We start from the raw sequence: 14079 nt of genomic DNA, 5'->3' as shown, positions 1-14079 counted from the left end.
TGTTCATCGAACGATGGACCGGTCGGCCAACCACGGCGTTCGCAGCGCCCTTCTCCGTCACCGACCGACGGCTTGGCCGGCTGGCGAAGGAGTGCGGCTATCGAATCGGCTTCGGCGGCAGACACGGGCCGGCGGACCTCGATTGCGATCCCATCGACCTTCCGCGCATCGAGATCCGCGGGGATCGCTCGCTCGACGACTTTGTTGGCAAAGTTGAGGCCGTGCTCGCATGAACGGTGAACTTGTCAGTGTCTAGTTTTGTAACAAGTTGCTTCCGCTTTTTATTCGGTGTCCCGCCCGTTACCTCGTTCGCAAGTCTATTGGGCGACCTGGGACACGGCTGACATCAGCTCCTGCGGGCTTGGCGCCCCAAACATGTATCGCCCGCCCTCTGGAACCTCGGTGAAGCTCCAGCGAACGATCCCCTGCCGGTCCAGCAGGAACTGACCGACCAATTGTCCGTGTCCCGTTGCTAGCATCTGCTCGTCGGCTTCGGTCAGTTCGTAATGGTCCATCTTGTTGAGGATTTCGCTGGCCGCAATAGGATCCATAGGACCGGGTAACTCGCCTGGTATGTCGACCCGCATATCCTTTGCCGCTGCCATCGAGACCTTGTACGGCCAGTTCGTCTCGTTTTGGGTGAATTCGAGGTTGGGCAGTCCAAAGGCACGATGTGAAGCGCGTTCAGGGTCGGAGGCCGCAAGCAGATTCGGCATCGGGTGGTAGCGGAAATAGAGACGCGCCCGGTCGATCGGCGTGTTGACCACCGTCAGGCTCTCCACGCCCTTTTCGCGCAGCTCAGGATCAAGCCGCGCCTGGGCGGCGATATGGCGCCGGCAAAACGCACAATGCAGACCTCGAAACAGGCCGACCAGCACCGGTTTTTGGCCGCGAAAGTCGTCAAGCGCGATCTTGCCTTCCTGGGTAATGGCGTCGAGTACCACGTTTGGCGCACGGTCGCCCGGTTGAAGCGGCAGCAAGTCACTACGCGCGGACATTTCCAACCTCCAACCCCGGCTAGTCGAGAAAAGGCAGCACCACAAGCGCTTCCGGGTCGAGCCCGTGCTGGGCGCATACACCCTGCGCCAGGGAAAAGTAGCGTTCGGCCTCGGCCAGATTGTCGAGGTCGAGATTAAGCGTTGCAAGGCCATCATAGCACGGAAACAGCAGTTGGGGTTCGCTCGTTTCGCGGGCTACGTCCAGTGCTTCGTGGAACAACCCGACCGCCAGGTCCGGACGGCCGTTGCACTGGTGGATCTGCCCAAGCACGATCAACGGCACCGGCAGGTGCTCGCGCTGGTCGAGCGCCCGGTCGATCTCGATGGCCTTCTCGGCAGCAGGTACGCCCTCCGTTGGACAGCGATCCGTGAAAGTACAACAAGCGACCGCCAGATTGGCGAGGAGGCGCGCCTGGAAACCCAAATCGCCAATACGGCGCGCCACTTCAAGACCGCGCCGACAGACCTCCATCGCCTGTGCCGGATCGATGGTCGTGTAAAGCACGCCGAGATTGGTGTAGCCGCGGCAGGCCGCGCCCAGCAGACCGGCGGCTTCGGCCAATTCAATGCTGCGCTCAACCTGACGCACGGCCTCACGGTTTCGCCCAAGGCGAGCCAGCGCGACAGCCTTGGTATTGAGTGCCTCGGCGGTCACAAGAGTGGCATCACGCCCTACCTCGGAGACATGCTCCGTCGTTAGAGTGCGTACGCAATCCAGCGCCGCGTCTGCCCATTTTGCCGCGAGAGCGTGATCTCCGCTGCGGAACGCCTGTCGGCCACGTTCTTGCCACAGATGCGCCTGCTCGATCGGGGCATCCGCTCCATCGAGGAGCGCTGCCGCCTCAGCATAGCGGGGTTCTGCCTTGTCCCGCTTGCCGACGTCCCAGAGCAGCCGACCGATCTTACGCAAAACTCGCGCCGAGGCGACGCGATTGGCCGACTCGCGGTATGCCTGCAACACCGTCTCGTAGTGGTGGTGCGCGATCTCGCGGCGGCCTGCCGGGCCGCTCAAATCGGCAATGCGCTCTGCAATTGCCAGTTTGAGCGGTGTTTGCCCGATCGCATCCAATGCAGTCAATGCTCGCTCGTAGAAACGAAGGGCGTCGTCGTTGGCGTATATCATGCGAGCGCGATCGCCTGCCGCCTGCAGGTAATGCGCGCCCTTCTCCCGCTCGGCGCTCTGTGCGAAATGATGACCAAGTACGGTCAAATCCTCGAGCCGTTCCGGCTTGTCGCCGCACAGTTGCTCCAAGGCAGCACCGATCCGTCCGTGGATTTCGGTCCGGCGTTGCAGGAGCAGATTCTGGTAGATCACGTCCTGCAGCAATGTTTGCGTAAAGCGGTAGCTTTGCGACGAGACCGAGCCTGATCCGGCAACTTCCTCGATGATTTCCGCATCGCAAAGCAGCTCGCAGCCGGCTTCAAGCCGGTCGGGGTCGGCTGTCACGGTTTTCAAAAGTGTGGCATCGAAGCGCGGGCCGATTACCGCGGCCTCCTGGGCCAACCGGCGCACCTCTTGGGGCAGCCGGTCGACGCGAGCAAGCAACATTGCCTGGATAGTGGCGGGGATGCCGGTTGCGACTTCGCCTGCCACAGTCCGCCATCGCTGGCCGTCGCGCATCAGTACACCGCGATCGATAAGGCCGCGAACGATCTCCTCTACAAAAAGGGGGTTGCCGCCCGCGCGCTCGAGGATCTGGTCGAGAAGCCCTCCTGCGGAGTTTACCCAGCTCTCGCCGAAAAGCGCCGCCAGCAGGCTGCGTCCGTCATCATTGTTGAGCGGCGGAAGCCTGAGCGCTGTGTGACTGACCCGACTTGAGTCGAGCTGGTCGTTGTCCGGCGCCGGACGATGCGTGACCAGCAACATCAACCGCGTGCGTTCCAACCTGTCCATCACGAAACGCAGTGCCTCGAGCGACACGGCGTCGGCCCAGTGCAGGTCTTCGACGACAATCAACAGCGGCGACAACGCAAGCCGCCGTTCGATGATTGTGCGGACTGCGTAGAGAATTTGCCGCCGCAGCTGCTCAGGCTCGACGTGCTGCAAGGTGGCATCGGGGTCGCCAAGGCCGAGCACATGGTAGAGCAAGGGCATCAGCCGCTTCGCCTCCTCGCCCTGCAGACCGAGATCGGCAAGCAAGCCTGCGAGCTTCCCCCGCATCTCGTCCCCATTGTCGTTTTGCATCATCCCGGCAGCGCTGCGCACCACTGCGCCCAAGGCGCCAAATGATTGTTCGCCCAGCGGTGAGCACGTGGCCTGTCGCACGGCGACGTCGCGAAAACGCTCCTCGTCGCCGACGCGGGCGACGAACTCCTTCACCAGCCGCGATTTCCCGATACCGGCTTCTCCGACCAGGCGGACAAGTTGGGCCGAGCCGCTGCACGCCTGGTCAAGGCTTGCCAGCATTCTATTGAGCTCCGCACCACGACCTATCAGCGGCGCACTGAGGCCGAGCGCCTCGAGCCCGCGCGCTGCACGCGGCGTCGCAAGCGGTGCGTCCAGTCGATGGACGAGCACGCTGCCAGCCTTGCCGCGAAACACGACATCGCCCAGCGACTCGTAAGAGAAGGCATGCCGGGTCAGCTTGTGAGTGAGCTCGCCTACCAGCACCTCACCCGGTGCGGCCAGCGATTGCAGGCGTTGCGCCGTATTCACTGTGTCGCCGGTCACCGAATAGGATCTGGCGGTGCCGATGCCCAATCCGCCAGTAACGACCGGACCGGTGTTTATGCCGATGTGGAGTAACAGAGGCGAGCCGGAGTGGGGAGTGCTTTCGCCGAGCCGCGCCGTCCGGGCGATCATGTCGAGAGCGGCGCGAAGCGCACGTTCCGGATCGTCCTCATGCGCGACCGGCGCACCGAACAAAGCCAGCAGTGCATCGCCGATGAATTTGTCGACGAAACCACCAAAGTTTCGCACGGCCGACGTCAATTCCTTGAACAGTTTGTTCTGCAGCGCTTGCATGACCTCGGGGTCGAGCTGCTCGCTGAGTGTCGTGAAGCCGCAAAGGTCGGCGAACAGCACCGTTACCGTCCGGCGATCGGCGTCAGAGACGGGATGCAGCCCTTCTTCGCTTTCGATGTTCGGAAGCAGCGACGGAGTTCGAGAAGGCGGCACAATGGTCCGGCTTGGTGTCGGAGCAGGCCGTTCGACGGCCTTTGCGGACGCACCGACGCTTGCCCCACATTTCGGACAGAACTCGAAATCAGGTGCGCAGGGGTAGCCGCAACTGGCGCATGGCACGGGCTGGCGCCTGCCACACCTCGGACAGAAGGCGTAACCGCCCTCAATCTCGAAACCGCAGCCCGAGCAGTCCATCGAACAAGACCTCACTACTGGCCGTGACGGCATGATCTCGCCCGCACTTCACGGCCAGGCTATTCATAAGGATGCACCGATAGCCGTCGACCAGCAAGTGGCAGCGCAACTGGGCATCGAACGATCCGTGCGGATCCTGTGGCAGAGCGCTGCGGGCAGGCATTGTTGAAGGCGCAATAGTTGTCGGATCCGCGAACGACGCCGAGATAGTCGCGCTTGCCGAAGGGGCTGTCGGCTCTGGCGGGATTGGCGTAAGCTACAGTTAAGGGGGTGCGCACATGCACCGCATCATCGCCATAGCGATCTTAGTTCTCGCGGCCGCGTTCAACTCCGCGCGGGCGGAGGTGCTGATCGGCGTCTCGGCTGCGATGACGGGACGGCTCGCCTGGATCGGCGAGCAGGGACAGCGCGGCGCGGAGATGGCGGTGGCCGACGTCAACACGGCGGGCGGCGTGCTCGGCCAGAAGGTGAGGCTCATCTCGGTCGACGACTTCTGTGATCCCGAGCAAGCTGTGGCGGCCGCCAAGAAGCTGGTGGCTGACGGAGTCGTGCTCGTCGTCGGGCATTATTGCTCCGGGGCCTCGATCCCCGCATCAAAAGTGTACGAGGAGGCGGGCGTCGTTGAGATATCCCCAGGCTCGACCAATCCGCAGCTGACCGGACAGGGCCGTGCCAATGTCTTTCGCACCATTGGCCGCGACGACGCGCAAGGTTTCGTCGCCGGCAACTACCTTGCCGATCGCTGGGGCAACAAGAAGATTGCGATCCTCCACGACAACTCGACCTATGGGAAGGGTCTCGCCGACGAGACCCGGAAGCAGCTGAACAAGCGGGGCGTGATTGAGGCCGTTTACGACGCATACATTCCCGGGAAGGACGACTATTCGGCTGAGGTCGCTGCATTGCAGACCGCCGGCGTCTCCGCCTTATATGTGGGTGGGTATCATGCCGAAGTTGCGCTGATTGCTCGCGCTGCACACGACAGTGGCTACACGATTCAGCTCATATCCGGAGATGCTTTGGCGACCGAGGAATTTGCCCTGATCGCCGGCCCCGCGGCGGAGGGGACCCTCTTCACGTTCCCGGCGGACCCCAGGCGAGGCCCCGAAGCGGCTGCGGTCGTTGAGCAGTTCCGTGCGGAGAACTTCGAACCCGCGGGCTACACGCTGTTGAGCTACTGCGCGGTCCAGGTCTGGGCCCAGGCAGTCTCGAAGGCAGGTTCGCTGGAGCCGAAGGCCGTCATTGCGGCACTGCACGAACAGGAATTCGACACCGTCATCGGCCGGGTCGATTTCGACGACAAGGGCGACCTCACGAAGCAGAGCTGGGTTTGGTACGTCTGGCGCGGCGGAGAATACGTGCCGGTTGAATAGGGTTCGTTGATGGCCGGCGTGCCGGCTGGGACGTCTAGTCTGATGCAGACCAGTGTGGCCCGACTGTTCCGACCCGCCGAGATGCTTGAACGCCTCGGCATACGCGGCCGGCTGTTGCTCGCCTTTTTCGGGATCAGCGCCCTTGCGGTGCTGGCAACCGCTGCGGCGCTTTATGCCTTCCTCCAGGTCGGCGACGTCGTCGACCGAATTACCACGGATCGAGTGCCCTCGGCGCTCGCCTCCCTCCAGCTGTCGCGCCAGGCCGAACGGGTCGCTGCTGCCGCGCCATCCGTGCTGGCAGCGACAAGCAGGGCTCAGCACAGCGAGGTCTCGGCTGCCGTCGCGCTCGAGATGTCCCGCCTCGAGGCCCTGCGCACGGACCTCCGGGATACCACGTTGGGCACAGTGCCTTTGGCCGAGATCGAGGAAGCCGCGATTGTTCTGAGGCGCAACCTGAAGGAGCTCGACTCTCTTGTTGTCGCCCGGCTCGACGTGGTCACCCGCAAGGAGGCGCTCCTGAACCGCCTCGCCGCGACGACGACCGGAAGCCAGCGCCTTATCGCCACCGGCATCCTAGTGATGGATTCCAGGCTCCCGCAATGGCGGGCGGTCGCGGCCGACACGTCGCTGTCGCCCGATCGACGCGCAGCGGCGATGGCCGACCTGGTCCAGGCGATTGCGGCCTACATCCCCCAGCAGAAGGCGCAGCTGGAGATCTCGGCGGTCAACGACGCGCTGGTGAAGGTCGCGAACGCGCCGACGCCGGGCGACCTGGCGTTGATCCTTTTTCCGCTACGCCGTTCGCTCACTGCTCTTGAAAAGGTTTCCACGGAGATCGACGAAAAGCTGCGGACCCGCTTCCGGCAGCGTGTCGACGAATTCAAGGGTTTGACCGACGGCGAGGACAGCATCCCCAAGGCGCGGGAGGACGAGTTTGCTGTCCTGGCACAGGGTGAAAGGCTTCTGGCCGAGAACAATCGACTGTCGCGCAATCTCACCGCTGGCGTCGATCGCCTGGTCGCCACGGCAGACCAGGAGATCGCTGCGTCGGGCCGCGAAGCCGCGCTCGTCCAGCGCTACGGCACCGCGGTTGTGCTCGGCTCCGCCTTCCTCAGCCTCCTGAGTTCGGTTCTGGTTGTCTGGCTCTATGTCGGCCGCAGCCTCCTCGCCCGACTGGGGGCCGTGAGCCAGGGCATGCTCGCAATTGCGGGGGGCAACCTTCGTGCGCCGCTGCCAGCGGCGGGCCGCGACGAAATCGGGCGCATGGCCGAAGCGCTGAGACTCTTCCGGGATACTGCTGTCGAGGTCGAGGAAAAGAACCTGCGCGACGTTGCGGAAGCTCGTCAGCGGCTCATCGATGCCATCGAAAGCATCTCCGAAGGATTCGCTCTGTACGACGGGGACGACCGGCTCGTCCTCAGCAACAGCCGCTACCGCGAATTGCTCTACACCGGTCTGGAGACCGAACTGACGCCCGGCACGACATTCGAGCAAATCATTCGCCGATCCGCTGAGCGCGGCTACATCAGGGACGCCGAGGGGCGGGTCGAGGAGTGGGTCGCCGAGCGCCTCGCGCGGCACCGCAAGCCTGGCGAACCTTGGGTGCAGCGGCGAGGCGACGGGCGGTGGGTCATGATCAGCGAGCGGCGGATCAGCGCCGGCGGCACGGTCGCCGTCTATTCGGACATCACTGAGTTGAAGCAAAGGGAGGAGAACCTCGCCGAGAAATCCGTGGTTCTGGAGGCGCTTTCCAGCAAGCTGGCGAAGTATCTGGCGCCCCAAGTGTATCGCTCGATATTCACCGGCCGCCAGGAGGTCAGGATCGCCAGCCAGCGGAAGAAACTGACAATATGCTTCTCCGATATCGCCGGCTTTACCGAGACCACTGACAAAATGGAATCCGAGGATCTCACCCAACTCCTCAATCACTATCTGACGGAAATGTCGAAAATTGCTTCGGATCACGGCGCGACGATCGACAAATATGTCGGCGACGCGATCCTGATGTTTTTCGGCGATCCCGAGACTCGCGGCGTCAAGGAGGACGCGCTGGCTTGCGCGCAGATGGCACTTGCAATGCAAAAGCGGATTAGCGAGCTTGCCGAAGTCTGGCGGGACATGGGGATCGAAACACCGCTGCGCTGTCGCATCGGCATCCATACCGACTACTGCACCGTCGGTAACTTCGGCAGCGAGGACAGGATGGACTACACGATAATCGGCGGCGCCGTGAATCTCGCCTCGCGTCTGGAGCAGGAGGCGCCGCCGGGGGCCATCCTCATTTCCTACGAGACGTTTGCGCAAGTGAAGGATTCAATCGACTGTGAGGAGCTGGGGCACGTCCAGGTCAAGGGGATCGCCTATCCCGTCGCCACCTACCGCGTCATTGATCTGAAGGCCAATCTGGCGGCCGCTCGTCGTGCCGTTCGAACCGAGCTGCCGCACTTCAGGCTGGAACTTGAACCGGAGCTGATGTCCCCTGGCGAGCGTGGCGATGCCGCCACTGCACTTCGAGACGCGCTGGATCGGCTTTGTCGCAAGCCCGGGTAGTAGGGCTTGGTCCACAACGACCCCTCCCAATGGATGCAAGGAGTGGGATGCGGACGTCGCTCATTGGCGCTATCGATGCGGAGGCCGTAGAACGGTCGCGGTCAGTCTTCGAACTCGGACGGAACGTCCGCATCGGAGCCGAGACTTAACATTCACGGCATCACTGAAGGTCCGGATATGGCGCGAGTTGCCCGTTCCGGGCGCCGCCTTAAACGGCAAAGTTTGACCCAGAGCGGGCGCGCGGCGTGACAGTGTCGTACGTCCGAAAGCGTGATAGAGCTGTCGTTGCCGATTTCGAACTCGTGGTGGACGGGTTCCGCAAGGCCGGTGTCGTGCAATGACAGGTGAGGCCAAGTCAAGTCAGGTCAGGCCTTGAACTGCAGACAGCTCCCAGGCAAGCCAGATTGTCGAGGCGGAAGCCGTCGTCGAAATCCCAAAACGCATCAGCGTCAAGGAAGCGGCCCGACCAGACGCCAGAGGCTCGCCGATAGTCGCTTGCGGTTGCGCACCAGAAAATCAACCTGAAATAAGGCTTGAAGTGAGGCTCAGGTCGGCTTGATCTCTGCCCGGCCGATCTTGCGCCATCTGGCGTTTTCGCGAACCAGTTTCAGGTCGTCGGTCGTCTCGGCAAATGTCCGCAAACGGTATTGCCGGAGCAGGTCCGGGAAGAGCGCCCCTTCCGGCAGGCCGGCAAGCTGCTCGCGGACCGAGATCTTTTCATCGATGACCCGCATGCCCCAGGCATTTTCCCGAACCTGCAGCTCCGCGGCCAGATCGCGCTCTTCCGGCGCGTTTTCGTCCAGCACGGCCAGAAGGATTGAGTGGAAAAGCGCTACATAGCCAATCTGTCTCAGGCCGCCCACGACCCGCACGCGCGGCAATATGGCAAGGACGAGGAATGTCAGGAACAAGTTCGGCAGCAGCACGCCGTCCAGCAGCGCCTGCCTGAGATACGGCCGCTCGAAGGGGATGGAAAGACCTTGCGGCCTGCCAGGCTCGATCAGGTGCCCGTTCTCGAGAACGAGCTTGCGCACGCGCTCCTCGCGGATGCCCCAGAAATAGTCCGTGGCATTGGGCAGGAATCTGCCAAATGGGCTCGATGCGGCCTCTTGCAAGGCATGTTCGAGACGCTGGCGTCTTGCGGGCTCAGTGAGCAGCCTGGAAAGAAGGCTGCCGTCATATTCTAGATGCCGCGCCATGGCAGCCGCGGCGAGCCGATCATCGATGAAAACCGGCAGGGCCATGCCGGCACGATCCCAATTGGTGACCAGATCCTCGTTGAGGGCTGTCAGCGCATCGGCGGCGGTTCCAAACACCTTGTCCTGGCTGGCAAGCAGTGTGCCCAGCCAGCGGCTGGCATCCGTTTCGTCGCCCACCGCTTCGAGCGCGCGCTTGTTGAGGGAGACGGGACCGGCCACGCAGGCGCTTTTGCGGCACAGTTTGTGGCGCCCCATGCCAAACAGGTTGACCTTGTCGTCGCCGACATCGAGCCATCCGGGCCCCTCCCGGCCAACTGTCTCCATGGTCATTGTCGTTCCCATGAAGCCGACGAAGGCCGACAGCCCGTTTTCGACCGCGCCGAGCCAGGCAAGCAGGAGGGCATCGAAGGTGACCCGGTCCATCAGAAGCAGGCAGTGCAGGCCGGACTGAATCACCGGTCTGTGCTCGAACTCGTCGAGGGCTTTGCCGATCTCCTCAGGCTGCATAATCCTACCGAGGCGCTGATGCAGGACCTCGCGCAGGATCGAGCGGGCAGCGATCGCCGGGCCCGATGCAGGCCTTGCCACCGGCCGCCACAGATGGCGGGCGTAGTCGGAAACCGGTGCATTCCAGTTCTGCTCGATGTCGCGCACGACCTCCGGGCAGAGCAGCGACAGCACAGCCAGAATTTCCGCCGGAGGCGTAGGGCTTGGGTCAAAGACGGCGGTCATTGGTCCCGTCTAGCCGCTTGCGGTGCAAACGCCAAGGGAGAGACCAGACTTGCTGGATGCGGCCGGCCCACACACAGATTGTCAATTCGATCAAGATGGTGTGAGACGAAATGACCATGCCCTACGCAGTTCTCCATGAGCAATCACCTGTTCGCTGACCCGGCACGAATTGTCAGATTGGCTGAACAGCTAAGGCAAACAGCGGATCTTAGAACCGCAGCCGGGCCATGCTCAGGAGGTCGTGGTACTGCCCCTCGGTAAAGCCGGCCTTCACATGCCGGCCTTCGACCTCAAAGCCGTGGCTCTTGTAGAGACGGAGGGCCGCTTCGTTGTCGGCATAGACGGTCAATTCGACCCGCTTCAGGGCGCGCCAGTTGTCGGCTACGTCAAGCAGCGCGCCAAGTATGGCAGAGCCGATACCTTTGCCGACAAAGGCATCGTCAAGGCCAATATTGATCTCGCCGATGTGCGAACGGCGCGGCGAACCCTGCACGACCAGGCTGCCATGGCCGACGACCTTGCCGTCCAGCTCGGCAACGATCCAGGTGGTTTCCGGGCCGGACTTGGCGATGCGCCGCGCCACCTGCTCTACCATCTCGAAAGGCATCCTGAGCGTGCCCCAGCGGAAGCCCGGCATGTTGAAGATAGCGCAAAGCGCCTCCGCATCGCTTGGCCGGACGGACCGGAGCAGCGGCTGGATTTTCTCGGAGGGTGGCGAGGTCGTGCTGGTCATGGCGTTCCCGGCGAAGGCAATCGGCCCGGTACGATGCACCGGACGTCACCTGAAAATCCAGCCGTCTGTGCACCTATGATGCCGATTGCGAGCTAAAATACCGGGAGGCGGCGTAGAGTTTGGAGACGCCGCTGATGCCGATCCAGCCGAAAAGCGCGAGCCAGCACAATGTCGCGGTCGCCATCCAGTCGATCCGGTGCAGTGCAGCGTCGGGGATGACGATGCCGAGGATGGCAAGCAGGCCAACCAGAAACTGCGCCAACCCGAGCACCAGCAGTTCCTCGCGCGGCGCGCTTCTCCAGACGAGATATGTACCGCCCGCACCGGCGAGGAAAATGGCGCTGTAGACCTGAGCGTGGAAGGCATCGATCGGCCATGGCCAGATGCCGCTGAATGTCACGGGAAACAGCAAGAGGCCGACGCCATAGAGCCCAAGAATCGCGGATTCCGCCGGCATGTAGCCGCGCCATGCGGGACTTAAGGTCACGCCCTTTGCAGAAGGACGGGCCCGGGCCCGCCACAAGAACAGACCGGATACCGCGACCGAAGCAAGATAGACCAAAAACCACAGCCAGGGCGCTTTGCGCTCGAAGTCGAAGTAGCCGAGATTGATGAACGAAGCCACTGACACGACGACGGTGAAGATGAAGGCCATGACGAGCACGAGCCTGCCGGGCGACCAGCGATTCCAGACCAGCAGTGCCGCCATCACGACCATTTCGGCGGTGTAGAAGCCACCGAGGAAGCGCGCATTGAACGGCGTGACGGCCCAAGGCCAACCCGGTTTGACCAGAACAGGCACGAAAAACAGGCCGGCGCCTGCGATCAGGACGATGATGACCACCGCAGAGAAAAGGCGCAGGGCCGCGGGAAATGGCGGATTGTCGGATGTCGGCATGGGAGAAAATCCCAAAGATGAAGGCTCCATGGACCATCATAGTGCTGCTTGCAGCCGGTTAAAATCCGCCGAATGGAAATTGAACGGTCATCGGGCTTATCCATTCGAATGGCCGTACGGTCCGTTTCGCAGTAAGATAGAGCACTCGGACCAAAGACCGGTCCGGTCAAAACCCCTCGGGGTGCATTTTCCGGAGCCTGCACGATGAACGAAGCTCAGGATCTGTTCTCACTTCTGCGACAATCGGCCGATGTCGATCCGCAGGCGATCGACGCGATCAAGCAAACCATCGCAGAAGGTGAGGACCGCGAACTTTGCCGCATCAATGCGCCAGCCTTCGCCAGCAAGCATGGCCTCGACGAGGAGCGCGCAATAAGCGCCTTTCTCCATGCGGCGCGGGTGGGCATCTTCGACATTTCCTGGAATGTTCTGTGCCCCGGCTGTGGCGGCGTGCTCGACACCAACGCCACGCTGAAAACCCTCCAAAAGGACGAATACACCTGCGCGCTGTGCTCCGAGGGCTATTCGCCGACCCTCGACGAGATGGTCGAGGTGACATTCACCGTAAGTCCCCGCGTGCGCAGGATTGCCGCCCACAATCCGCACGAACTGCCGGTGGCGGAATATTTCCGCCAGATCTACTGGGCGTCCGGCGTCGATCTGCCGGAAGAGGATTTCGCGAAAAAGCTGGAAGCGTTCTCGCTGGAGGATATCGAGCTTGCGCCCGGTGAAAAGGCGGTTCTGCTCATACAGCTTCCGTCCGAATTCATCATCGTCTTCGAGCCGGTCACCCACTCAGCGCAGTTCATCGACGGGAAAGGTGAACCAACAAAGGAGCGCCGGAGCCTCTCTTTGATCTTCGACCGCGACCATATCCAGAGTCAGACGCTGGAGATGCAACCCGGCCCGTTGCGCATTTCGCTGGAAAACCGGACCGATACCCGCGTGCTGCCGACGGTCTTCATAGCCGGCCAGGCATTGCATGATTTCCTGGGTAAACGCCGGCCCTTCCTGACCGCCAAGCGCCTGCTCACCAACCAGACGTTCCGCGATCTCTATCGCACGGATACACTCGACATCAACCAGCGCCTGAAGATCACCAGCCTCACGTTCCTGTTCACCGACCTGCGCGGATCGACCGAACTTTACGAGCGGGTGGGCGACCTTTCAGCCTTCGATCTCGTGCGCGAGCATTTCCAGGTTCTGCACGAGATCGTCACGGCGGAGGCAGGCGCGGTGGTGAAGACGATCGGTGATGCAGTGATGGCGACCTTCGCGACGCCTGATCGTGCGATTGCTGCGGCCCTCAGGATGCGCGATGCCATGCGTACGCTCAACGACAAGAGCGGGCGCGAGGATCTGCTGCTCAAGATCGGAGTCCATGCCGGCCCCTGCATCGCCGTGTCTATGAATGAGCGACAGGACTATTTCGGCCAGACGGTCAACATTGCTTCGCGGGTCCAGAACCTTGCCAACGCACAGGCGATCTTCGCCACTCGAGCGGTGGTCGATGACAATCTCACCGCCGATCTGTTGCACAGGAACGCGCTGACGCCCGTGCCCCACGAGGTCTCGCTGCGCGGCATTGAGCGGGAGATAGCAGTATATACGATCCCCTGAAGACTTGGCCCCTGACGACTCAGGTCGTCCCGGCCCCTCACACGCGCCTATAGATAAAATAGCGATCGGCGGGCACCGAGGGCGGCGGCGGGAGGCGTTGCAACTGCGGGTGATCGAGCGGCGTGCCGCTGACCGCGATGCCGCCGACGCGAAGCAGGCGCGCGGTCAGATCGGGAAGCCAGGTAGACGTCACTGCATCGCGATCTTCATAGCCGGTGCCGATGTCGGCATGAACAAGAGCGGCGTCGATGCCAATGAACCTGCTCGCCGTCTCGCGTATTTCGCCGAGCACGAGGTTTTCAGCTTCGGGAATTGAGCTGGCGTGTGCGGCAAGTGCGCGGTCGAACGCTACGATCCGGCGTCCGGGCAGGCGCTCGCGCAGATGGTGGAACGTCCGGCCATTGCCGAGGCCGAGCTCGAGCACGGGCCCCTCCATCTTCGCCACCTCGGCGCAGACATGATCGAGTATGTCGCGCTGTGCGGTCATCCTCCGGATGAAACTGTCGAGGCGACTCATGTGCGATTGTATGTCCTGAACCAGTCCACGAAATCAACTGCCCCGACCAGAGCGTTTCGCGGCTGAAACCCGAGGCCGACATCTTAAACCCCGATCGAGTCTTGCCGCGTGTAGAGGCGAACGATGAACGCTGCAACAAG

10 protein-coding genes are annotated in these 14079 nt (G+C 62.5%); 4 read left to right on the top strand and 6 right to left on the bottom strand.

The window, feature by feature from the left end; genetic code table 11:
* On the top strand, positions 1-233 hold a 233-nt coding region (locus tag NKI19_RS29620), incomplete at its 5' end, for a polysaccharide deacetylase family protein (RefSeq protein ID WP_352710978.1).
* Positions 234-317: 84 nt separating this feature from the next.
* On the opposite strand, the gene NKI19_RS29615 is transcribed toward NKI19_RS29620, so the two are convergent.
* Positions 318-998 (bottom strand): peroxiredoxin-like family protein, encoded by a 681-nt coding sequence (locus NKI19_RS29615; protein ID WP_352566902.1) that lies wholly within the window; start codon positions 996-998, stop codon positions 318-320.
* 19 nt (positions 999-1017) lie between these two features.
* Entirely contained in the window at positions 1018-4317 is a 3300-nt protein-coding gene (locus NKI19_RS29610) for an ATP-binding protein (RefSeq protein WP_352491711.1), read from the bottom strand.
* Positions 4318-4595: 278 nt separating this feature from the next.
* On the opposite strand from NKI19_RS29610, the gene NKI19_RS29605 reads away from it, so the two are divergent.
* Together NKI19_RS29605 and NKI19_RS29600 are read left to right on the top strand one after the other, a co-directional pair.
* Positions 4596-5690 (top strand): branched-chain amino acid ABC transporter substrate-binding protein, encoded by a 1095-nt coding sequence (locus tag NKI19_RS29605; protein WP_352566864.1) that lies wholly within the window; start codon positions 4596-4598, stop codon positions 5688-5690.
* An 81-nt stretch (positions 5691-5771) separates the two neighbouring features.
* Positions 5772-8240, top strand: coding sequence for an adenylate/guanylate cyclase domain-containing protein (locus NKI19_RS29600; protein WP_352491743.1), 2469 nt, complete (start codon positions 5772-5774; stop codon positions 8238-8240).
* 545 nt (positions 8241-8785) lie between these two features.
* Here NKI19_RS29600 and NKI19_RS29595 read toward each other — a convergent pair.
* The 3 genes from NKI19_RS29595 to NKI19_RS29585 form a co-directional block, all read right to left on the bottom strand.
* The gene (locus tag NKI19_RS29595) at positions 8786-10171 is read right to left on the bottom strand and encodes a hypothetical protein (protein WP_352491713.1); all 1386 of its coding nucleotides are present in this window, start codon (positions 10169-10171) and stop codon (positions 8786-8788) included.
* Between the two features lie 208 nt (positions 10172-10379).
* Positions 10380-10904: a GNAT family N-acetyltransferase gene (locus NKI19_RS29590; RefSeq protein ID WP_352491714.1), complete on the bottom strand. Its 525-nt coding sequence runs from the start codon at positions 10902-10904 to the stop codon at positions 10380-10382.
* Positions 10905-10977: 73 nt separating this feature from the next.
* Positions 10978-11802: a hypothetical protein gene (locus NKI19_RS29585; protein WP_352566866.1), complete on the bottom strand. Its 825-nt coding sequence runs from the start codon at positions 11800-11802 to the stop codon at positions 10978-10980.
* Positions 11803-12006: 204 nt separating this feature from the next.
* Between NKI19_RS29585 and NKI19_RS29580 the strand changes: the two genes are divergently transcribed.
* Positions 12007-13422: an adenylate/guanylate cyclase domain-containing protein gene (locus NKI19_RS29580; protein WP_352491716.1), complete on the top strand. Its 1416-nt coding sequence runs from the start codon at positions 12007-12009 to the stop codon at positions 13420-13422.
* A 37-nt stretch (positions 13423-13459) separates the two neighbouring features.
* Here the strand turns inward: NKI19_RS29580 and NKI19_RS29575 are convergent, their stop codons facing one another.
* A complete protein-coding gene (locus NKI19_RS29575; protein WP_352491717.1) occupies positions 13460-13939 on the bottom strand; it encodes a class I SAM-dependent methyltransferase in 480 nt (159 codons plus the stop codon).
* Between the last annotated feature and the right edge of the window lie 140 nt (positions 13940-14079).

The organism is Mesorhizobium sp. M0751 (assembly GCF_040320265.1).
Taxonomy (GTDB): Bacteria; Pseudomonadota; Alphaproteobacteria; order Rhizobiales; family Rhizobiaceae; genus Mesorhizobium.
The sequence above is the reverse complement of the archived record's forward strand: the minus strand, read 5'-3'. Positions and strand labels throughout refer to the sequence as shown.